Source organism: Rhodococcus sp. YH1, from assembly GCF_009939605.1.
GTDB lineage: Bacteria > Actinomycetota > Actinomycetes > Mycobacteriales > Mycobacteriaceae > Rhodococcus > Rhodococcus aetherivorans.
Window position 1 is genome coordinate 1 of the sequence record NZ_WVTE01000271.1, and the last position, 21,031, is coordinate 21,031.

The following is a 21,031-nucleotide window of genomic DNA, read 5'->3' on the forward strand; positions in this document are numbered from 1 at the left end:
CCACCACCTCGCTGCCCGAGCAGATCGGCGGCAGCCGCAACTGGGACTACCGGTACATCATCTGCAGGTCCGCCGGATTCCCGGCCACCGCCCGCACCAGCCAGTTCCGCCAGGCCCGGGCTTCGGCGACGAATCCGCAGCCGAGAAGGGCCTGCAGGGTGAAGGTGGCGTCCCGCAGCCAGCAGTACCGGTAGTCCCAGTTGCGGCTGCCGCCGATCTGCTCGGGCAGCGAGGTGGTGGCCGCGGCCAGAATCCCCCCGGTCGGCCGGTAGGTCAAGGCCTCGAGCGTGATCAGGGAACGGTGCACGGCCTCGGGGTACTCACCGGTGTAGTCGCACCGCTCGATCCACTCCGTCCAGTACGCCTGGGTGTCGGCGATCGCCTGCAGGGCGTCGAGCGGGCGGGGGGTGTGCCCGTAGGACAAGGCATAGGTCAGCACGAACGGGACGCTCTCGCCGGCGCGGACCTCGAACTGCGCGGTGGTTCTCATGTCGTGGCCGTGCAACGGCACCGGGGTGCGCAGCCAGGCCGCATCCGGCCCGGCGACCGCGGTCAGGGATCCGGGCACGCGGCGCACCCACGGGACGACGTGACCGTAGTCGAACCGCAGCCGCAGCTCGGTGTTCATCCGCACCGACCCGGCCAGGCCTTCGACGACTCGGACGACGTCGGCGGCCTCGGCCCGCACCGGCATGCAGTCGGTGACCCGCACCGTCCCGGTGGCGGTGACCCACTCGGTGTCCAGGACGAGAGTGTCGCGGCGGTACGCCCGCCGGGTGCACAGACCGCCGTCGGTGGGGGCGAGCAGCCATCGTCCGGCCTCGTCGTCACCGAGCAGCGCCGCGAAACACGCCGGGGAATCGAACCGGGGCAGGCACAACCAGTCGATCGAGCCGTCCCGGCCCACCAGCGCGGCGGTGTGCAGATCACCGATCAACGCGTAGTCCTCGATGCGCTGTTGCATCACCCGTCGACCTTCCCGATGTTCCGGCCCACGGCCCCTGCCGGTGCGCACGATGCCCGACCGTGGCCGCGGCGCCGCCGACCGGGGCGCGCTGTGCCCGTCCAGTATGCCGAGCCCGACAGAACCGGCGGGCGGGATCGGTCGACCTGGTGGCGGTACACGCCGGCGAGCCGATCATCGAAAGATGCTGCCGGCGATGATCGCCGGGGTGGGTGGCGCTCGGTACTCTCCGTGCAACCCCCCGCGCCGGTGAGGCCGATCGTTGCCACCGGATCCGGGATGGAATGGCGACGGCTGACCTTGGCAACCGTGACGCCCGGCCGGGCGCGTCACAAATCCAGGACCAGAGTGGGGCTGTGGGCGCGGGAGATGCACGGATACATGACCCCGAGCCGATCCTTGCCCGGGGTGTGCGGCACCGCGTCGAGATGCTCGACCTCGCCGGCCAATACCCGAGTCTCGCACGCCCCGCACACGCCCTCCCGGCACGAGGCCATTACCGGTACACGAGCGTGCTCGAGCGCTTCGAGCACGGACTGGCTCTCCGACACGTGCACGTGACGATTGCTGCGGCTGCAGGTGACATCGATCGGCCGACGCGGACCAGGGGACTGTCCCGGTGCCGCGGTGAACCGTTCGATGTGCAGGCGTTCGGGCGATACCCGGGCGACGACCTCGGCGGTCATCGCCGCGGGGCCGCAGCAGTACACCGCGCCGGCGGTGGCGGCGGCGAGGATGGGGGCAAGGTCGAGGCGGCTGCCGGTTTCGTCGTGGGCATGGATACTCACGTTCTGCGGCCATCGCTGCTCGAGTTCCTCGCAGAACGCCATGGTGGCTCGGCTGCGACCGAGGTAGATCAGCCGCCATCGGCGGTGCGCCGGCAGCGATTCGATCATTGCCTTGATCGGGGTGATCCCGATGCCCCCGGCCAGGAAGAGATAGTCGTGTGCAGGTTCGAGCGGAAAGTGGTTCTCCGGCGGGCCGACGTACAGGACCGTGCCGGGGCGGGCGCTGGCGTGCAACCAGGAACTGCCACCGCGGGAGTGCGGCGCCCGGTGCACCGCGATCCGGTATCGGGTGCGGTCGGCGGGGTCGCAGCACAGCGAGTAACTGCGCTGGAGGCCGTGGGGCAGGTGCACGGTCACATGCGATCCGGGTGTCCACACGGGCAGCTCGCCCCCGTCGCGGGCGGTCAGGTCGATGCCGACGATGCCGGAGGCCAGCAGATGCGTAGCGCCTACGGTCATCGGCTGTGGTGCCGACCGCGGCCGCCGCGGTGTCCGACGGGACGCGGGGGGCCGACCGCCACCGGTCAGAACACGCGTCAGCACGGCCACCATCGTCGAGACCACCAGGATCAACGCGACAAGTCGATATCCCCAGGCGCCGGCGTCGGTGCCGGACCATCCGGCGTGGAACGTCACGAGCACCACTGCGGCATAGCTGCCGTAGTGCAGGCGCTTCCACCACCGCGGCGACATGCGTGCCCGGAGCAGCGAGGACCCGTAGACGGCGAGCAGGAGATAGAACGCCACGACGCCCAGGGCTACCGGCCAGGGCCGGTAGCCGGCGGAGAGCGGGACGAGCACGTCGGTGAGGGAGAACCGGGACCACGAGTCGAGCACGAGTGAGAACATGTGCAGGCCGGTCATGATCAGGGCGGTGCCACCGAGCCAGCGATGCAGATCCTGCAACCACGCCGGGTTGGCGACCGTCTGCGGGATTCGCGTCGACAGCAGCACTCCCCACAGCACCGCGACGGTCAGGGTGACCCAGGCGACGAGGGCGCTGGCGCGGGTGACGTACCACCACAGGTGCAGATCGCTCATTCGAAATCGCTCCAGTTCACGGAACGCCGTTGTCGCCGGTCGGCGGACAGCACCAGGGCGGCACCGCCGAGACGCGGGACCTGCCCCAGCAGGGCCTCGGGTTCTCGGACGAAGGCGAGCTTGGTCAAGGCCTCGGCCCGTGCGCCGCTGCCGGCGACGACGGTGGCGGTCACCGTCGAGGTGACAGCGCTGACGCCGGTGGCCGGGTCGATCAGGTGGTGGGCAGGACCGGTGGCGCCGGTCCACATGCGCACCAGGCGGCTCGAGGTGGCCACGGCCCCACGCGTCAACCGCACGACGGTCAGCAGCTCACCGGTGAAAGGGTCCTCGATGCCGATGGTCCAGGCGCCGCCGTCGGGCGCGGCTCCGGCGACGACGAGGTCTCCGCCGACTTCGACGAGGACGCCGTCGGCGCCGCGGTCGAGGACGAACTCGGTGAGCATGTCGGAGGCCAGTCCTTTGCCGAGCCCCCCGGGGTCGAGGGTGGTGCCGACAGAAAGCCGCACGAGAGGACCGTCGATGTCGATGTCGGTCATGGATCCCGGCCAGGTGGCGGTGTCGGGCAGCATGGTAGTCCGGGTCGGGTCGGTGCTGCTGGTGGCGTAGCCGGCGGCGACCAGCTGCGGCAGCGTGGTCGGGTCGAAGGCGCCGTCGGTCAGCGCCCAAGCGCGGATCAGTTCGTGCACCAGGCGGACGGTGCAGGAGCGGACCTGCACCGGTCGCCCCTGCGCCCAGTTCAGCCGCCAGACGTCGCTGGTGTCGAGGAACCGGCTCCACGCCTGTTCGAGTTCGTCCAGCAATGCGAAGCAGTCGTCGACGAGACCCGGTGGCCCGCCGACCACCGTGATCGCCGCGGTGCCGCCCATAGCGGGGCGACGGTCCTGCCGGACGGCCCGCGTCGTCGTCGCCTCGCTGCCGGCTCGGGCGCCGGCCGCGCCGGCATGCGGAGGAGAAGCCATCTCAGCCGCCTGATCCGCGGGAGACGCCGTGTGGAGCAGTCGCGGCGCTGCGGCCGGGAGCCGGCGCGGGCACTGCGGCCGTGTCCGCTCGATCGGACACGCCGCCGGTGGCAGCGGTCGAGGAAGCGGCCCCGCCGACCTGGCCGGGGTCGGCGCCGGAGTCGGCGAAGCGATCGGGGGCATTGGCGGCCATGGCGGACACGATGGCGAGCACGGCACCGCCGGACAGGATCGAGGCGGTGATCTTGGACCGATGCGCCGGCGACCGCCCCGACAGGCGCGGGTCAGTCGTCGGGTTCATGCTCGGTCCTGTCCGGCTCCTCGTGATCCTCGCTCGACGGCGGTTCGTGTTCGCGCGTCGGTACCGCCGTGCGGGTCGACGTGGGGGTCGTTGCCGGAGTCGGGGCGGAGATGCTCGGTGCCCCGGAAGTGGGACTGCTGGGGACGAGTACCTCGTTCGCGCGTCCGATGTCACTGTTCGAGGAGGTGCTCAGGATCCGGGTGTTGACGGCCAGGGCGGCTGCTCCGATCGCCAGGACAAATAGCACGGCAACAGCCACCGCCACTTTCGATCTCATGTCTTCACCGTAGGGACGGATCGGCGAAGGATGGTCCCGCAAAGATCCAAGATTCGTCCAAGATCACTCGAGGGTTCGTCCCCCGGCGGTGGTCGGATCGACGCCCGGCTCGGTGCGAGCCGATAATTCGGGGCATGCAGGTGCTCGTGGTCGAAGACGACGAATCCGTCGCCGCCGGGGTGTGCGACGGGTTGACCCGAGCGGGGTTCGACGCCCGGTGGGTGGCTACCGGCGCCGATGCCGTCGCGGCGGTTTCCGAGTCGGGCCCGGAGTTCGTCCTGCTCGATCTGGGGCTACCGGACATGGACGGCACCGACGTCTGTCGCACCATTCGCGCCCGGTCGCCGATTCCGATCATCGTGCTCAGCGCCCGCGGGGAGGAAATCGACCGGGTCCTGGCATTGGAATTGGGCGCCGACGACTACGTGGTCAAACCGTTCGGAATGCGCGAACTCATCGCCCGTATCCGCGCCGTCGGACGGCGGGTCGGCGCACCCGGGGAGACAGCCCACGAGCACACCGGCATCCGCACGATCGGGGGCCTGACCCTCGACCGCCGTACTCGACGGGTGCACCTGAAGGAACGAGAGATCCACCTGACGCCGAAGGAATTCGATCTGCTCAGCTACCTGTCCGAGGATCCCGGTGCGGTGTACCGGCGCTCGGACATCCTGCACCAGGTGTGGGGTGCCAACTGGTACGGCACCACCAAGACCGTCGATGCCCATGTGGCCGCCCTCCGTAAGAAGCTCGGCGACCCCTGCTGGATCGAAGCAGTCCGCGGGGTCGGCTTCCGGCTCGGGGATCGTCCGTGAGATGGCGGTTGATGGCCGCGTTCATGGCCGTCACCTTCGTCGTGGTGGTAGTACAGGACGTCCCGCTCGGCAACTACCTGATGCAGGTCGAACGCGAACGCATCACCACCTCCCTCGAGCGGGACGCGTTCTTGCTCGCCGGCCGCAGCGAGGACACTCTCGAAGCCAGGACCGGAATCGATCCGGCACTGGCCGCCGACACCCGGCGCTATCACCGTGCCAGCGGCGCCCGGGTGGTGATCGTCGACGCCGACGGCACCGCCGTGCTGACCTCCGACGACGACCAATCCAGCGCCGGCGCCTCCTATCTGTCCCGCCCAGAGATCAGTGCGGCACTGTCGGGACAGATCACCTCGGGCCAACGCCGTTCGGACAGTCTCGGCACGGACCTGCTGTACGTGACGGTCCCGGTTCTCAGCGGCGAGAGCGTCGTCGGCGCTGTGCGGCTGACCTACCCAGCCCAGGTGGTGACCGACCAGGTCCACCGGCAACTACGCATGCTCTGGCTCGTCGCCGGCATCACCGTGCTCCTGGCCGGAATCGTGGCCGTCCTCATCGCCGGCCCCGTCACCCGTCGTTTGCAGCAGCTGCGCCGCACCACCGAACAACTCGCCGAAGGCGACCTGGCGGCACGCACCCCCGAGCACGCCGGGGCGCCGGAGATCCGCAGCCTGGCTCGCTCGTTCAACCGGATGGCCGACCGGCTCGAGTACCTGCTGCGCCAGCAACGCGCGTTCGCCGGCGATGCCTCCCACCAGTTGCGCACCCCGTTGACCGCCCTGCGCCTGCGCCTCGACAGCGCAGCCGACCTCGTCGAGTCCGATCCCGATGCTGCCCGCAGCACCCTCGCCTCGGCCCAGGACGAGGCCCTGCGGCTACAGCACATCATCGATGCACTCCTGGTGCTCAGCCGCGCCGACGACGCCGGCACCGCACCCCAGCAGATCGACCTGGCCGAGATCGCGCGCACGCGCGTCGAACAATGGGCACCGCTCGCCGACGAATCCGACGTCCGGCTCACCGTGACAGCACCCACGGCCGCGCCCACGTTCGCCGTGCCCGGCGCCGCCGAGCAGATCATCGACAACCTCCTCGACAACGCCCTGGCAGTGTCCGACCCCGGCTCCACCATCGAGGTCACCGTCGCCCCGGTCGCCGCCGCCGATGTCGTCGACTTGCACGTCCTGGACCAGGGCCCCGGCCTGTCCCCGCAGGACTGCCTCCGGGCCTTCGATCGGTTCTGGCGCGCCCGCACCGACACCGAAGGCAGCGGACTGGGCCTGGCCATCGTCGCGCAACTTGCCCGTGCCAGCGGAGCCACCGCCGAGCTGCTACCTCGCACCCCGAACGGGGGCCTCGATGCCCATGTCCGGTTTCGTGCGCCCGCGTGCCGTTAGCAGAACTGCACCACCGACCCCGCAGGGACCACGTGCATCGACGAAGAACGCGTGTGCACACCCTCGCACCACCGTGCCGGTAGCTGTCGGTGACAGCGGAGCAGTGCTCCGTGGCGGCGATGGGCGAGAGCGTTCGAAATCCCACCGGTTTCCCACCATCCACATCGAAACCGGACATCGGAATCGGTGCCGCCCGTTTCTCACCACTGCCGTCCACCCAGTCCTACCGGCCTGCCTGGATGGTTCGGTGCCCGCCGGGAAAAGCCTGAATTCGCTTGCCTCATAATCGATTCGGTCGCGAATTTGGGCCCGACCGGCCCGCCGTTTTCCCGGCCCGGAAGTCGGCACCGGGCGCTCGGGCCGGACGAAACGTGGACGGTGGCGGCGCAGGTGCCGGCGGACCCTCCGGGATTTCGACCGTCACACTCCCTGGAGCCGGATCTGCTGGAAGGCGACGGCATGCTGCACGCCGATGCGCGCTCCGGCCGCCGCGGTGAACTCGTGCAGGAATGCCGCGGGATCGAAGTCCCGGCCCAGTCCGTCCAGATAGGACCGGTGGGCGCGCAGTGACTCGATACCGGCGTCGAGGCTCTCGGTGACGTCGACGGCGTGCGAAGGCTGGTTCGCGCCCATGAGGTACACGAGGCCGACCTCGTCCCACGGTGGCAGGTTCTCGTCGAGCAGCTCGGGGAAGATCCAGCGGTTGCCGGCGTCGCGCGCGGCGTCGAGCACCGCGACGCCCACGGCGCGGTGGTCGGCCTGGTTGATGATCCGACCACCGTTCAGGCCGTAGGTCGGCTCGTATGTGGCGGTGATCAACACCTCCGGACGGAACCGCCGGATCTCGCGGGCTATGGCGCGGCGCAGGCCGAGTCCGTATTCGACGACACCGTCGCGGTATCCGAGGAACGTCACGTCCTCGACGCCGACCACGGCGGCGGCGTCGAGTTGCTCGCGGCGTCGCAGCGGTGCCGCCTCGGCGGGAGTACGGCCGTCGATGCCGGCCTCGCCGTCGGTGGCGATGACATAGGCCACCGACTTGCCCGACCGGGTCCAGCGGGCGATGGCGCCGGCGGCGCCGTACTCGAGGTCGTCGGGATGGGCGACGACGGCCATTGCGCGGTTCCAGTTCTCGGGCAGCGGGGCCAAAGTGGTGTTCATGACGGCACCTTTCGTGACAGTGGCTGGGTCTTCTTTCCGACGTTGCAGCGGCGCGAGGGACGCATCCTCGGGGCGCGGGTGCCGATGGGTGCGTCCGTCGGGGGCGGCAGTCGTCAGTAGGGAGGACACACGGTGACGAGAATCCGCGGTGGATTCCCGGCCGGTGTCCCGATTTCGAGGAGTGACCACCATGCCTGCTACCCGAGTCCAGCTCGCTCTCAACGTCGAGGACATCACCGCGGCGACCGAGTTCTACACCGCGCTGTTCGGGGTGTCCCCGCACAAACAGCGCCCCGGGTACGCCAACTTCGCGATCGAGGATCCCCCGCTGAAGCTGGTGCTGATCGAGAATCCCGGTGCGCGCGAACGCCTGAACCACCTGGGGATCGAGGCGGCCGGCTCCGAGGAGGTGTCCGGAGCGCTGGCCCGGTTCCGCGCCGCCGGTCTGACCGCCACGGTGGCCGAGCAGGATCTGTGCTGCCATGCCGTGCAGGACAAGGTGTTCGTCGACGCGCCGGACGTGCCCAACGGGTGGTGGGAGTACTACGCCGTCACCGACGACAACCCCGCCAACCCGGACGGGCTGACGGGCTCGGCGTGTGCGGTTGCGTGCGCGAGTGAGGACAGCCCGGTCGCGGGTGCCTGCTGCGGCTGACAGCACTCGCCCCGGTGGGCCGTCCTGCGACGGCACACCGGGCGCGCCGGATCAGCGGGGGCTGCCGGCGCAGCGGCAGTCGGTGGGGGCGGTGTAGTCCATCGGCATCCCGTGGGCATCGAGGGTCAGCGCGCAACACCGTCCGAGCAGCTCGGCCAGCTTCCGCCGGCCGCGTTGGACGCGGGACTTCATTCCGGACACGGATACGCCTTCGAGGGCGGCGGCGTCGGCCTGGGTCAGTCCTTCGAGGTCGGTCAGCTCGACGGCTCGGCGCTGCTCGGGGGGGAGCCCCTCGAGCAGCGGGCGCAGGCAGGTGGCCAGCTCCCGCAGCGTGGTCGCCGCGTCGTCGTCCCACTCCTGCCCGGCCTGGTCGGGTGCATCGCCGGTGAGCGGCGCGAGCCGGTCCCGATCCCGGGCGGCCCGGCGGTAGTCGTCGATGATCGCGCTGCGGGCGATCCGATACACCCACCGGATCAGGTGCTCGCGGTCCTCGACACGGCCGAGGTTCTTGTGGACGCGCAGCAGGATCTCGCCGAGCACGTCGTCGGCGCGGTCCGGATCCGCGATCCGCCGGTGCACGAAGGCGCGGAGCTGCGCACCGAACTCGCGCCAGACGGCTTCGGTGGTCATGGCTTCGGTGGTCACGGCGTCCGCGCCGGCCGCGGAACTGGTCGATGCCCTGGTCATGGTCTGGTCCTCCGGGAAAGGGGCGCTGTACGGGCGGTGTCCCTCACAGACGACGGTACCGGCGAAAGGACGCAGGTCCCCTGCCGAAGTCGCCGGTGCCGGCACGCCCCGTCCGGGTCGGGTGTGCGTCCCCGCGGTGGCGGTGACGTCTGTGTGGATGCCAGTGCGGGGCACGGTCCCGCAACACCGGACGAAGGAGTAACCATGACCGGCACCGTGGAACGTGACGCCGACCGGCCGCTGAAGGCCAAGCACCGGGCACTGTGGGCGGCCGGGAACTATCCGGCGGTCGCGGCCGACCTGATCCCGACGTTCGGCCCGACGCTCGTCGCCGCGGCCGGGGTGACGGCGGGCCGGCGGGTGCTCGATGTGGGCGCCGGATCCGGCAACGCTGCCATCCCGGCCGCCGAACGGGGCGCGATCGTCACCGCCGCCGACCTGACGCCGGAGTTGTTCGTCGCGGGCCGCACAGCCGCGGCCGAGCGGGGCGTGGACCTCGAGTGGGTGGAAGCGGACGCCGAGGCCCTGCCGTTCCCCGACGGCAGCTTCGACGTCGTGCTCTCGAGCGTGGGGGCGATGTTCGCACCCCACCACCAGGCCGTCGCCGACGAGCTGCTCCGCGTGTGCCGGCCGGGCGGGACGATCGCGATGATCAACTGGACGCCGGAGGGCTTCATCGGTCAGCTGTTCCGGCTCATGGCCCCGTATGCGCCGCCACCGCCGCCCGGCGCTTCGCCGCCCCCGCTGTGGGGCGACGAGCAGCACGTCCGGGAGTTGTTCGGCGATCGGATTACCGACCTGAGCATGGATCGCCGAATCGTGGTGATGGACCACAGCGCGGATCCGACCGAGTTCCGCGAGTACTGGAAGCACAACTACGGTCCGACGATCGCGGTGTACCGGTTCAACGCCGTGGACCCCGACCGGACCGCAGATCTCGACCGGAAGTTCCTGCAGTTCCTCACCGACTGGAACCGGGCCGGGCAGCCCGGCCGGACCGCGTACGACGCCGAGTACCTGCTGCTCACCGCCCGCAAGAGGTAGCCGGCCCGGTCGGCGCGGGCGTTCACCGCAGCGCCACGCCGACCTCGTGCGGCCGCGGCAGTAGTGCCGAAGGGGAGAAGCAGCAGGGGTGCCGAAGGGAGAAAGCGAAGCCCCGCCGGCTTCGCGCGTCGTCGCCGGCGGGGCAGGGCCACTGTGCAGGGGGGATAGCGGCCGGATCCGAGCGTATTCGGCCTGCGGGGCGATGTGAAGTAGAACGGCCCATTCGGGTAGGGCATAAGGTCCCGATCGGTGCAATTCGGGCGACCGTCGGCGATGTGGCTCTCGCTTCGGGCTCGGTTCAACCCCGTTTCGTCCGCCGCCCCGCGTCGCGGACGTCCGTGTAGCTGTCCAGGATCTCGTGGATCTCGGCGATGGCCTTCCGGCGCGAGCCGGCATCCGCGATGCGCGCGAGCTGCTGTTTGAGGCTCACCGCAAGTTCGGCGTAGTCGTTCTGCCAATCGCGGCCGGTCAGGCGTGGCATATCCGCGCGGGCGGGGTGTATTCGCGTGGCCGGGGTGCCGGCCGCCAACAGGTAGCCTTCCCCCATCGCCGGGGTGATGATCGACAGCGAAGGGTCGACCTCCCGCACCAGTTCGGCCAGCGCAGCGACTGCCTCCGGTTCGCCGTGCGCGAGGAACAGGCTGCCCGACACGGGGCTGCGCGCCTTGATCCAGTCCAGCAGTTCGGTCTGATCGGCATGGGCGGAGTAGCTGTCGATCCGGCGGATCTGCGCTCGCACGTCGATGTCCTGACCCGAGATGCGGACGCGCTTCGCGCCGTCGAGGATCACGCGGCCCAGCGAGCCCTGCGCCTGGAAACCGACGAACAGGATCGTCGAATCCCGGCGGTGGAGATTGTGCTTCAGGTGATGACGGATGCGTCCCGCCTCGCACATGCCCGAGGCGGCGATGATGATCGCGCCCGACATGTCGTTGATCCGCTTGGAGACGGCAGCGTCGTCGACGTAGTGGATCGCGGGATGGCGGAAGATGTCCTTCCCCTCGAGGTCCTCGAGCTCGCCCGCATGCTCGGCGAACACCGAGGTGGCGCGGTTGGCGAGCGGTGAGTCGACGAACACCGGCACCGCGGGGATGCGGTTCTCGTCGGCGAGGTGTGCGATGTCGAGCAGCAGCTCCTGCGTCCGTTCCAGCGCAAAGGCGGGGATGACGAGATTGCCGCCGTGCCCGACGGCCCGGTGGATCTCCTCTTCGAGCAGGTCGCGTCGCTGGTCGATCGTCATCCGCACCCGAGTCCGATTGCCGTAGGTGGATTCGCAGACGACATGGTCCGATCCGGATGGGCCCTCGGGATCGGGGTGGAACGCCTTCTGCGCGGGGCCGAGGTCGCCGGAAAAGAGCAGGCGCACGCCCCCCGCCTCGATCTCCGCCGATGCGGCACCCAGGATGTGCCCCGCGTTCCACAGTCGCGCACGAAAGCCCGCGGCGGGCTCGAACCACTCCTCGAGTGCGACCGCACGGGTCTGCCCCCACGCGGCGAGCGCATCCTCCTCGGTGTAGAGCGGGACGAACCGCTTCTCGCGCGTGCGATCGCGCCGCCGGTTTCGCCGCTCGGCCTCGAATTCCTGGATGCGCCCGGCATCGGCGAGCATGAATTCCAGCAGGTCGGCGCTCTGGCCGGTGCAGAAGATCGGTCCGTCGAAACCCTGCGCCACCAGCTTGGGCAACAGGCCGCAATGATCGATGTGGGCATGGGTGAGGACGACGGCGTCGATCTCCTGCGGCGCGAACGCGAAGTTGCCGTGGTTCAGCTCCTCGAGGCTGCGTGAGCCCTGGAACAGGCCACAGTCCACCAGGATCCGTGTGTCGCCGAGGGCGACCTCCATGCACGAGCCGGTCACCGTCTTCGCGGCACCGTGGAAGACGAGAGTCGGATGTTGCCTCACGCGCAGCTCCTACGGAATCGCCCGCCGAAATTGCAGGTACGACAGCCAAGCTATCCGAACATCCGGGTCGGGCAGCCCTGCTTGGAAATCTCGCGGACTCGGCGGCGCCGGTCGGGCCCGGAGGTCTTCACCCACGGCGTCACCCCGGGCCGTGAATATCACCCCGGCTATCACCCTCGTCGGCCGTTACGTCCGCCGGCGGCCGGTCGATGGACATCGTGGTGGCGCCGGGCACCCCGACGCTCGGCGTCACCGCATACCGGACGCCCCCGCCTCGAGCAGACGGGGCGGGGGTGTTCGTCGCGTCAGTCCCGCGAGTTCGCGCACACGCCGGTGCGGAGTCGCTCGCCGCGTGCCGCACGGTGCGGTGACCGCCGTGGCCCGTTCGTCCGCCGCGGGGCGGACCGCGGCGACCGGTGCTCGGCTCTGAGGGCGATCGCTGCCCCGACAATCGTGGCAACCACCGCAGCAACGGCCACCCACGCGACGAGCAGCGACGCGATCACGTTCATGCCGTCTACACCGCTGCCGGACGGCCGAGGGTTACGCGGTTCCCGAGCTTCACCCTGCGATTCACCCTGGTCCGAGTCCTGTTCGCGCGGTCGGTCCGGTTTGCCCCGGCCGGCGGGGAGGGTTCGGTGACGGTGGGCAGAGCCCTGGGGGCGGTCCGGCTTTCGGCTGCCGTGTCCATGCGGAGTCCCCACCCGGGACCGGGCGGGGACCCGGCAGCGCGCCACACATAGAACCTGTTCCAATTTCGCCGTCTTGTGGCTATGGTCACATGCGTACACACGCACTGTGACGGAGGGCGATGCAGATGAAGACCAAGGGCGCGATCCTGTGGGGTCTCAACGAGCCGTGGTCGGTGGAGGAAATCGAGATCGGCGACCCGGTCGCGGGTGAGGTGCAGATCCGCATGGAGGCGGCGGGCATGTGCCACTCGGACCACCACATCGTCACGGGAGCGACGCCCATGCCGTCCTTCCCGGCGATGGGTGGCCACGAGGGGTCCGGTGTCATCACCAAGGTCGGCGAGGGAGTCGTGGGCCTCGAAGTCGGCGATCACGTCGTCCTGTCCTTCATTCCGGCCTGTGGCCGCTGCCCGTCGTGCGCCACCGGCCACTCGAACCTGTGCGACCTCGGCGCCGGCCTGCTCAGCGGCATGGCCATCTCCGACGGCACCTACCGGATCCAGGCGCGCGGCCAGAACGTGATCCCGATGTGCCTGCTCGGTACCTTCGCGCCCTACATGACGGTCAACCAGACCCAGGTCGTCAAGATCGACAAGGACATCCCGTTCGAGCTGGCCGCCCTCGTCGGCTGCGGCGTGCCCACCGGCTGGGGGTCGGCCACCCACGTCGCAGACGTCAAGCCCGGTGAGGCTGTCGCCGTCATCGGCATCGGGGGTGTGGGGATGAGCGCGCTGCAGGGCGCCGTCGCATCCGGGGCGCGGCAGATCTTCGCGATCGACCCCGTGCCGTGGAAGCGGGAGCAGGCCCTGAAGTTCGGCGCGACGCACGCCTACGCGTCGATGGCCGAGGCGCTCATGCCGATCATGGAGACCACCTGGGGCCGCATGGCGGACAAGACGATCATCACCGTGGGCGAGATGCGCGGCGAATACGTCGAGGAGGCCCTGCAGCTGACGGCGAAGAACGGCCGCTGCGTGGTCACCGCGATGGGGCACATGACGGACATGGACGTGAAGCTGAACGCGTTCCTGTTCGCGATGCTGCAGAAGGATCTGCAGGGCAACATCTTCGGCGGCTGCAACGCGCGGGTCGACATCCCCAACCTGCTGGCGATGTACAAGTCCGGACAGCTCAACCTCGCGGACATGGTCACCCGCACCTACACCCTCGAACAGATCAACGACGGCTACCAGGACATGCTCGACGGGAAGAACATCCGCGGCGTCATCAAGTACACCGACGCCGATCGGTGATCGCGCGGTAGCCTGCGCCGTCTTCTAGGCTGGGTACGTGAACAGCCTGGACGCGATCTCCGACTGGCCCGTCGACCACGCCGCCGCCGCGGTTCTCACCCGCGGCGGCGGTGTCGTCGCCGGGCACGGCGACCAGTTGCGGCTCTACCGTCTCGCGTCGGTCACCAAGCCGCTCGTCGCCTACGCGGTTCTCGTCGCCGTGGAGGAGGGTGCGGTCGAGCTCGATCAGCCCGCCGGTCCGGCGGGATCCACCGTCCGCCATCTGCTGGCACACGCGTCGGGACTCGCCTTCGACGAACGCCGGGCGCAGGCCGAGCCCGGGCGCAGACGGATCTACTCGAGCGCGGGCTTCGAGATCCTCGCGGAGCTCGTCGCGGGTGAGACCGGCATCCCGTTCCCCGAATACCTCACCCAGGCCGTCTTCGAGCCGCTCGGCATGCGGGAATCGTCGCTGCCGGGACCCGCCGGGCACGGGGGACAGTCGTCGCTCGCCGACCTGACGCACTTCGCCGCGGAGCTGCTCGCGCCCCGCCTGGTGTCCGCGCAGACTCTCGCGGAGGCGACCCGGGTGCAGTTCCCGGGGCTCGACGGGATCGTGCCCGGATACGGCATGCACAAGCCCAACGACTGGGGGCTCGGGTTCGAGATCCGCGGCCGGAAGAACCCGCACTGGACCGGTTCGGCCAATTCGCCCGAAACGTACGGGCACTTCGGCCAATCCGGTACATTCCTGTGGGTCGATCCCCGCGCGGAGATCGCGTGTGTCGCGCTGACCGACAGGGCTTTCGGTGACTGGGCCAAGCCGCGGTGGCCGGCCCTCGCGGACGACGTACTCACCGAATTCTCAAATTCCTCATCCGTTCCCTAGCGAAACAGGAGTAACACAGGCAGACTGTCCCCTGTCGCCATGCGCGACCGCTTCGATGTCAGGCCGTTGGGGAAGACGTCCCTCGTCGAAGTGGAGGTGTGTAGTGCGCGCGTCGAACCAGTTCGCGGATGCGACGACCGGGGTGGTCTACATCCACTCGTCGCCTGCTGCGGTCTGCCCGCATATCGAATGGGCACTGGCCGCCACCCTCGATTGCCGTCCGGATCTCACCTGGATCGGTCAACCGGTCGACGTCGGACAACTGCGCACGACTGTGAACTGGGCGGGTCCCGTGGGGACCGCCGCACGCCTCGTCGACGCCCTCCGGGTGTGGCCGATGATCCGCTTCGAGATCACCGAGGACCCCAGCGACGGCGTCGACGGCGAGCGCTACAGCCATGTGCCGGGACTGGGGCTGTGGCGCGGCAACACGAGCGCGAACGGGGACGTCGTGGTCGGAGAGATGCGGCTGCGGGCGCTGCTCGCCGGCGGCAACATCGAGGAGGAACTGACCCGGGTGCTGGGAACGGCCTGGGACGAGGCGCTCGAGCCCTACCGCAGCGGCGGCGAGGGCGCCGAGGTGACCTGGTTGCGCCGGAACGTGGGGTAGGCCGCTGCGCGGCCGGTGCGTCCTTTGGGCTGCTGGGGCAACCCGAAAGACGCACCGGCGGCGCAGCCGCCTACAGCGGGATGTTCTTGTGGCGGCCGCGGCGCGCGGGAGCCGCGGCCAGCGCCTGGGCGAGGGTGCTGCGGGTCGTCGCCGGGTCGATCAGTTCGTCGACGACGCCGATCGACATCGCCCGGCCCACGCCGCCGGCGATGGCCTCGTGCTCGGCGGCGAGACGGTCGTGCAGTGCCTCCCGCTCCTCCTCCGGCGCCGCGGCCAGGGCCCGCTTGTGCAGGATGCCCACCGCCGCCTTGGCGCCCATCACGGCGACCTCGGCGTCCGGCCAGGCGAACACGGCGGTCGCGCCCAGTGCCCGCGAGTTCATCGCGATGTAGGCGCCGCCGTAGATCTTCCGGGTCACCAGCGTCACGCGGGGCACCTCGCACTCGGCGAATGCGTGCAGCAGCTTGGCTCCGCGACGGACCACGCCTTCCCACTCCTGGCTCACGCCGGGCAGGTAGCCGGGCACGTCGACGATGACGACGAGGGGAACGCCGAAGGCGTTGCACAGGCGCACGAAACGCGCGGACTTCTCCGCGCTGACGGAGTCCAGGCAGCCGCCGAGACGCAGCGGATTGTTCGCGATGACGCCGACCGTGCGTCCGCCGAGCCGGCCGAAGCCGGTGACGACGCTCCGGGCCCATCCGGCCTGCAGTTCCTCGAAGGTGGACTCGCCCTCGACGTTGTCGAGCAGCTCGTGCACGATCGGGCGGACATCGTAGGCGCGGCGGGGGGATTCGGGCAGCAGCGCCCGCAGGTCGGTGTCGCCGCGACGGGCGGCGTCGAGGTCGAACTCGCCCTGCTCGGCGAGCATCGACACGAGGCGACGGGCCCGGTGCAGGGCGTCGTCCTCGTCGTGGGCGGCGATGTGGGCGACGCCGGACTTCTTGGTGTGGGTGTCCGGCCCACCGAGGGATTCCATGTCGACCTGCTCGCCGGTGACGCTGCGCACCACGTCGGGGCCGGTGACGAAGATGCGGGCCTCGGGCGCCATGATGACGATGTCGGTGAGTGCGGGGCCGTAGGCGGCGCCGCCCGCCGCGAAGCCGAGAACCACGGAGATCTGGGGGATCCGGCCGGAAGCGCGGACCATGGCCTCGAAGATCAGGCCGACGGCATGAAGGGAGTCGACGCCCTCCGCGAGCCGAGCGCCGCCCGAGTGCCACAGCCCGACGATCGGGACGTCCTGTTCGAGGGCCGTGTCGATGGCGTCGACGATGTGCTTGCAGCCGTCCACGCCCATGGCGCCACCCATCACGGTGGCGTCCGAGCAGTACGCGACGGTCCGGACGCCGTCGATGGAACCGATCGCGGCGAGCATGCCGGACTTGTCCCGGGGGTGCAGCAGGCTCAGGGTGCCCGCGTCGAACAGTCGCTCGAGCCTCCGGAGCGGATCGCGGGGGTCGACGGCGGCGTCGCGCGTCTGAGCAGGTTCCAGGACGGTCATCGCGTTCTCCTCGGGCAAGGCAAGAGCGGGGGATGGGCGCCGGGGGTGGGGGTCCCGTGACGAGACCCCCACCCCGACGGCGAGCGAAGTCCGGTCGGGTCAGGCCCGGCCGAACGCGAGCGCAACGTTGTGCCCACCGAAACCGAACGAGTTGTTCAGCGCGAAATCGATCCGGCCGTAACGGGCTTCGCCCTTCACGACGTCGAGATCGATCTCTGGATCCTGGTTGTCCACGTTGAGCGTGGGCGGGATGACCCCGTCCCGCAGGCTCAGGACCGTCAGGACCGCTTCGAGCGCGCCGACCGCACCGATCGAATGCCCCAGGGCTCCCTTCGGTGCATACACCGCGGCATGGTTGCCGACCGCGGAATTGATCGCCTTCGCCTCGGCGATGTCGCCGATGGGTGTGGCCGTGGCGTGCGCGTTGACGAAGCCGATGTCGGACGGCGACAGGCCGGCGCCATTGATGGCCTTCGTCATGGCACGCGCCGCGCCCGTCCCCTCGGGATCGGGTGCCACGATGTGGAATCCGTCCGAGGTGATGCCCGCACCGAGCAGGCGGGCGTGGATGGTGGCGCCGCGCGCCTTGGCGTGCTCCTCGGTCTCGAGCACCATCAGCGCGCCGGCCTCGCCGAAGACGAAGCCGTCGCGGTCCTTGTCGAACGGACGCGACGCCCTGCTCGGGTCGTCGTTGCGGGTGCTCAGCGCCCGCATCATGGCGAAGCTGGCGGTGGCGACCGCGTCGAGCTGACCCTCGACGCCACCGGCGACGACGATGTCGGCATCGCCCATCGCGATCATCCGGTAGGCGTGGGCGATGGCCTCGTTGCCGGACGAGCAGGCGGACACCGGCGTCAGCACGCCGGCCTTCGCACCGAGCTCGAGGCCCACCGTCGCCGACGGGCCGTTCGGCATGACCATCTGCACGGCGAACGGGGACACCTTGCGGTAGCCGTCGTTGCGCAGCTTGTCGACGGCGTCGATGAGCGCTTCGCCGCCACCGAGACCGGTGCCGATGACGACACCGAGGCGCTCGCGGTCGACCTCCGGGCTGCCCGCGTTCTCCCACACGGTGCGGCCGAGGCCCAGCGCGAGCCGCTCGACGAAGCTCATCCGGCGGATCTCGACGCGCGAGAGGGTTTCGTCGGGGCTGGTCTTGAGCTTGCCGCCGATGCGAACCGGCAGGTCGAACTCGTCGACGAAGCCGGTCAGCGTATCGATGCCGCTCTCACCGGCGAGCAGGCCCTTCCACGTGGCATCCACGTCACCAGCGATCGATGTCGTGGCCGCGAGGCTGGTGACGACGACGTTGGGGAATGTCCCGGTGCGGGGAGAGGCGGAAGTCACGGTTGAGCTCACTCGTTGTCGTTCGTGGCCTGGACGCCCTCGGCCTCGAGCTTCTGGATGTAGGCGACGGCGTCACCGACGGTGCGGAGGCCGGCGAGGTCCTCGTCGGGGATCTTCACGCCGTACTTGTCCTCGGTCTGCACGGCGATCTCGACCATGGACAGGGAGTCGATGTCGAGGTCGTCGACGAAGGACTTCTCGACGGTCACCTCGGAGGGCTCGATGCCGGTGACCTCTTCGATGATCTCCGCGAGACCGGCGATGATTTCTTCCTGGGTGGCGGCCACGTTGTGGCTCCCTTCTTCGTTTCGTCTTGCTGATCGGACCGGGTGGCGGATTCCGCCCGGATTCCGGGTGCCCGTCGAGGGCAGGTCCCGTACTGCGCGACGCGCGCGCAGCAAACTAGCCGACGCGGAGCGATTCGGCCAGCGCTGAGATCTCCTCAGGGGTCTTGAGTGCCGTGGTCGGCGTGCCGCGCATCTCCCGCTTGGCGATGCCGACCAGGGTGCCGGCCGGGGGAAGCTCCACGACCGCCGAGACCTCGGCCGCGCGCAGGGTCGCGGTGCACAGGTCCCAGCGCACCGGTCGGGTGACCTGCGCGGCAAGCTTGGTCAGTGCGTCCGCTCCGGATGTGACAGGTGCCCCGTCGGAGTTGGACAGCAGCGTGCGGGTCGGATCGCTGGGCACGATCTTCGCCGCGGCCTCGGCGACGGCTTCCTGGGCCGGGGCCATGAATACGGTGTGGAAGGCGCCGGCGACCGGCAGGGGCCGGATCCGGGCCTTCTCCGGAGCGTTCGCCGCGAGCTCCTCGAGTGCCGTGAGGCGACCGGCGGCGACGATCTGGCCGGCCGCGTTGATGTTGGCCGGCGTCAGGTCGAGTTCGGCCAGCCGGGCGAGCACGTCCTCTTCGTTGCCGCCGAGCACGGCCGACATCCCGGTCGGCTCGATCGCGCACGCCCGGGCCATCTCGGCACCGCGGACGGCGGCGAGCATGACCGCCTCGTCCGCGCTGATGACCCCGGCGATTGCCGCGGCCGCGAGCTCGCCGACCGAATGGCCGGCGACGATCGTGTCGTCCGGGACGAGGTTGCGGGCCTCGAGTTCCTCGTAGGCCAGCAGCGCCGTCGCGACGACCAGCGGCTGGGTCACCGCCGTGTCGGTGATCTCCTCGGCCGTCGCGGTGGTGCCGAGGCGTTCGAGGTCGAGGCCCGAGGCCTTCGACCACAGCTGGATGCGATCGCGGGCGCCGGGCTGCTCCAACCAGGAGGCGAGCATGCCGGGTGTCTGGGAGCCCTGACCGGGGGCGAGCAGCGAAATCACGATGATCAGAGAACACCCTGGACAGGGCCTTGCGAGATGTCGGTAGGGATGAACTCTCGCTTGCTGTTTTGTAGGGTTCCCACAAAACAGCACGTCGGCGTCCACCATCGACGGAACGCCGCCTCCCGTTACGTGCCCGGTTCGCGCAGTGTGAAACGGGAGGCTGGTGGGACTGGAGTTCGTAATTCGTTATGACTTCGAGCCAGCCTTCCCACGGTGGCGGCTATCCGCAACACGTAAGCATCACGGGGATTCGTGGGGTCGCGGCCGGTGACTTCTGTGATCCGCTTGAGCCGGTACCGGACGGTATTTGGATGAACAAACAGCTGTCGGGCACAGGTCTCGACAGCACCCCCACAGTCGAGGTATGCGTCGAGGGTGTCGGCCAGCGCCGGACCCGCCTCGGTGAGCGGAGCCACCACGTCGTCCTCGAGCGCGGCGATCGCCCCCGCGTCGCCGAGCAGCGCCCGCTCCGGCAGCAGTTCCGCGGCGTGCACCGGCCGCGGCGCTCCTCGCCACCCGGCCACCGCCTCCATGCCGGCCATCGCCTCGACCGCGGACGCGTGCGCCGACGCGAGGGTGGGCGTGGTGGGACCGATCACCACCGGGTCGTCGGAAAAGCTGCGCATCAGCTCGGAGCGGAACGTCATCGCCTCGATGCTGCCGTGCAGCTCCCCGCTGACCACCATCACGAGCCGCTCGCCCTGCACCACTGCCAGCGCGGCGCGGCCGTGCTGCTGCGCGATCGAGTGCACGGTCGTCACGACCGACACACCCTCGTTCGGCGGGGGAGTGCCGATGATCACGGTGGCCGGCGCCGTCGCATCCCAGTTCAGCGTCGCGGCGCGCGAGAGCATGTCCGAACCGGTGTCGCCGCGGACCACCGCGTCGACGACCAGCGCCTCGAGGCGGGTGTCCCAGGCGCCGCGGGACTCGGCCGCGCTGGCGTAGACCGAGGCTGCGGCGAAGCCCAGTTCCCGGCCGTAGCGCAGCGTCGCCTCGGTCAGTGCGACGAGCTGTTGCTCGTTGCGCGCCAGCGCGGGCAGCCACTGCTCGAAGAACTCCATGGCGGCGCGGACCATGTCCACGGTCTGGCGCAGCGTCAGCCGGCGTGCCAGATCCTGCGGGATCACCTGGAACGCGTCCAGGCTGAACCGCAGATCACTGTCGGGGTTGCGCACCCATTCGAGGAAGTCGACGACCGCCGTCTGGATGATCAGCTGCACGTTGGACCGCTGCGACGCGTCGAGATCCGCGAAGAACGGCAACTGCTCCTGCATGGCGTGGACGGCCTCGGTGGACAGCCGCCCGGAGAACTGCTTGACCCGGCGCAGGAGCGCGTCGGGCAGGGGATCACGCTCCGGCCGCGCCGGCGGCACCGGACGCCCGGTAGGGACGCCCGGTGCCCGCCTCGGACGCGGCTCTGCGGGTTCTGCGACCATGGG

General features: G+C 70.0%; 19 protein-coding genes and 1 pseudogene. 7 read left to right on the forward strand and 13 right to left on the reverse strand.

Translation table 11 applies throughout. From position 1 onward, the window contains the following. Nucleotides 1–109: 109 nt before the first annotated feature. The 5 genes and pseudogenes from AIIKEEIJ_RS27840 to AIIKEEIJ_RS27860 form a co-directional block, all read right to left on the reverse strand. A pseudogene (locus tag AIIKEEIJ_RS27840) lies at nucleotides 110–964 on the reverse strand (glycoside hydrolase family 15 protein); the annotation flags it as partial. Nucleotides 965–1,293: 329 nt separating this feature from the next. After that, the gene (locus tag AIIKEEIJ_RS27845; RefSeq protein ID WP_161997012.1) at nucleotides 1,294–2,793 is read right to left on the reverse strand and encodes a 2Fe-2S iron-sulfur cluster-binding protein; all 1,500 of its coding nucleotides are present in this window, start codon (nucleotides 2,791–2,793) and stop codon (nucleotides 1,294–1,296) included. Continuing rightward, the gene (locus AIIKEEIJ_RS27850) at nucleotides 2,790–3,752 is read right to left on the reverse strand and encodes an FAD:protein FMN transferase (protein WP_238406612.1); all 963 of its coding nucleotides are present in this window, start codon (nucleotides 3,750–3,752) and stop codon (nucleotides 2,790–2,792) included. The genes AIIKEEIJ_RS27845 and AIIKEEIJ_RS27850 overlap by 4 nt, the downstream gene beginning before the upstream one ends. Nucleotide 3,753: 1 nt before the next feature. Then, on the reverse strand, nucleotides 3,754–4,053 hold the full coding sequence (locus tag AIIKEEIJ_RS27855) for a hypothetical protein (protein WP_029544316.1): 300 nt from the start codon (nucleotides 4,051–4,053) through the stop codon (nucleotides 3,754–3,756). After that, complete coding sequence (locus AIIKEEIJ_RS27860) at nucleotides 4,037–4,330, reverse strand: hypothetical protein (protein ID WP_152103958.1); 294 nt, start codon at nucleotides 4,328–4,330, stop codon at nucleotides 4,037–4,039. Before AIIKEEIJ_RS27860 ends, AIIKEEIJ_RS27855 begins: the two co-directional genes overlap by 17 nt. 134 nt (nucleotides 4,331–4,464) lie before the next feature. Here AIIKEEIJ_RS27860 and AIIKEEIJ_RS27865 point away from each other — a divergent pair, with 134 nt between their 5' ends. Further along, nucleotides 4,465–5,145, forward strand: coding sequence for a response regulator transcription factor (locus AIIKEEIJ_RS27865; protein WP_006947639.1), 681 nt, complete (start codon nucleotides 4,465–4,467; stop codon nucleotides 5,143–5,145). Then, nucleotides 5,142–6,542, forward strand: a complete 1,401-nt coding sequence (locus tag AIIKEEIJ_RS27870; protein ID WP_338021027.1) for a sensor histidine kinase — start codon at nucleotides 5,142–5,144, stop codon at nucleotides 6,540–6,542. The genes AIIKEEIJ_RS27865 and AIIKEEIJ_RS27870 overlap by 4 nt, the downstream gene beginning before the upstream one ends. A gap of 420 nt (nucleotides 6,543–6,962) precedes the next feature. Here AIIKEEIJ_RS27870 and AIIKEEIJ_RS27875 read toward each other — a convergent pair whose 3' ends face one another. After that, nucleotides 6,963–7,703, reverse strand: a complete 741-nt coding sequence (locus AIIKEEIJ_RS27875) for a PIG-L family deacetylase (RefSeq protein WP_161997013.1) — start codon at nucleotides 7,701–7,703, stop codon at nucleotides 6,963–6,965. 190 nt (nucleotides 7,704–7,893) lie between these two features. Here AIIKEEIJ_RS27875 and AIIKEEIJ_RS27880 point away from each other — a divergent pair, with 190 nt between their 5' ends. Continuing rightward, on the forward strand, nucleotides 7,894–8,358 hold the full coding sequence (locus AIIKEEIJ_RS27880; protein ID WP_065923443.1) for an ArsI/CadI family heavy metal resistance metalloenzyme: 465 nt from the start codon (nucleotides 7,894–7,896) through the stop codon (nucleotides 8,356–8,358). A gap of 51 nt (nucleotides 8,359–8,409) precedes the next feature. On the opposite strand, the gene AIIKEEIJ_RS27885 is transcribed toward AIIKEEIJ_RS27880, so the two are convergent. Then, entirely contained in the window at nucleotides 8,410–9,045 is a 636-nt protein-coding gene (locus AIIKEEIJ_RS27885) for a sigma-70 family RNA polymerase sigma factor (RefSeq protein ID WP_161997014.1), read from the reverse strand. Between the two features lie 204 nt (nucleotides 9,046–9,249). Here AIIKEEIJ_RS27885 and AIIKEEIJ_RS27890 point away from each other — a divergent pair, with 204 nt between their 5' ends. Further along, nucleotides 9,250–10,089 (forward strand): methyltransferase domain-containing protein, encoded by an 840-nt coding sequence (locus tag AIIKEEIJ_RS27890; RefSeq protein WP_161997015.1) that lies wholly within the window; start codon nucleotides 9,250–9,252, stop codon nucleotides 10,087–10,089. Between the two features lie 298 nt (nucleotides 10,090–10,387). Here AIIKEEIJ_RS27890 and AIIKEEIJ_RS27895 read toward each other — a convergent pair whose 3' ends face one another. Continuing rightward, nucleotides 10,388–11,992 carry an MBL fold metallo-hydrolase RNA specificity domain-containing protein gene (locus AIIKEEIJ_RS27895; protein WP_161997016.1) on the reverse strand — a complete coding sequence of 535 codons (1,605 nt, stop codon included), beginning with the start codon at nucleotides 11,990–11,992 and terminating at the stop codon, nucleotides 10,388–10,390. A gap of 817 nt (nucleotides 11,993–12,809) precedes the next feature. On the opposite strand from AIIKEEIJ_RS27895, the gene AIIKEEIJ_RS27905 reads away from it, so the two are divergent. The 3 genes from AIIKEEIJ_RS27905 to AIIKEEIJ_RS27915 all read left to right on the forward strand — a co-directional run bounded on the left by AIIKEEIJ_RS27905 (nucleotide 12,810) and on the right by AIIKEEIJ_RS27915 (nucleotide 15,415). Then, on the forward strand, nucleotides 12,810–13,937 hold the full coding sequence (locus AIIKEEIJ_RS27905; protein ID WP_029544303.1) for an NDMA-dependent alcohol dehydrogenase: 1,128 nt from the start codon (nucleotides 12,810–12,812) through the stop codon (nucleotides 13,935–13,937). Nucleotides 13,938–13,974: 37 nt separating this feature from the next. Then, nucleotides 13,975–14,805 (forward strand): serine hydrolase domain-containing protein, encoded by an 831-nt coding sequence (locus tag AIIKEEIJ_RS27910; protein ID WP_161997017.1) that lies wholly within the window; start codon nucleotides 13,975–13,977, stop codon nucleotides 14,803–14,805. A 103-nt stretch (nucleotides 14,806–14,908) separates the two neighbouring features. Then, the gene (locus AIIKEEIJ_RS27915; protein WP_006947655.1) at nucleotides 14,909–15,415 is read left to right on the forward strand and encodes a DUF3145 domain-containing protein; all 507 of its coding nucleotides are present in this window, start codon (nucleotides 14,909–14,911) and stop codon (nucleotides 15,413–15,415) included. Between the two features lie 70 nt (nucleotides 15,416–15,485). Here the strand turns inward: AIIKEEIJ_RS27915 and AIIKEEIJ_RS27920 are convergent, their stop codons facing one another. The 5 genes from AIIKEEIJ_RS27920 to AIIKEEIJ_RS27940 all read right to left on the reverse strand — a co-directional run bounded on the left by AIIKEEIJ_RS27920 (nucleotide 15,486) and on the right by AIIKEEIJ_RS27940 (nucleotide 21,028). Next, on the reverse strand, nucleotides 15,486–16,919 hold the full coding sequence (locus tag AIIKEEIJ_RS27920; protein WP_006947656.1) for an acyl-CoA carboxylase subunit beta: 1,434 nt from the start codon (nucleotides 16,917–16,919) through the stop codon (nucleotides 15,486–15,488). Nucleotides 16,920–17,018: 99 nt separating this feature from the next. Continuing rightward, nucleotides 17,019–18,266, reverse strand: a complete 1,248-nt coding sequence (locus AIIKEEIJ_RS27925) for a KasA/KasB family beta-ketoacyl-ACP synthase (RefSeq protein ID WP_006947657.1) — start codon at nucleotides 18,264–18,266, stop codon at nucleotides 17,019–17,021. An 8-nt stretch (nucleotides 18,267–18,274) separates the two neighbouring features. Further along, complete coding sequence (acpM, locus tag AIIKEEIJ_RS27930; RefSeq protein WP_006947659.1) at nucleotides 18,275–18,553, reverse strand: meromycolate extension acyl carrier protein AcpM; 279 nt, start codon at nucleotides 18,551–18,553, stop codon at nucleotides 18,275–18,277. Nucleotides 18,554–18,668: 115 nt separating this feature from the next. Further along, nucleotides 18,669–19,586, reverse strand: coding sequence for an ACP S-malonyltransferase (locus tag AIIKEEIJ_RS27935; protein ID WP_029544298.1), 918 nt, complete (start codon nucleotides 19,584–19,586; stop codon nucleotides 18,669–18,671). Nucleotides 19,587–19,714: 128 nt separating this feature from the next. Then, nucleotides 19,715–21,028 carry a helix-turn-helix domain-containing protein gene (locus AIIKEEIJ_RS27940; RefSeq protein WP_238406613.1) on the reverse strand — a complete coding sequence of 438 codons (1,314 nt, stop codon included), beginning with the start codon at nucleotides 21,026–21,028 and terminating at the stop codon, nucleotides 19,715–19,717. Nucleotides 21,029–21,031 lie beyond the last annotated feature (3 nt).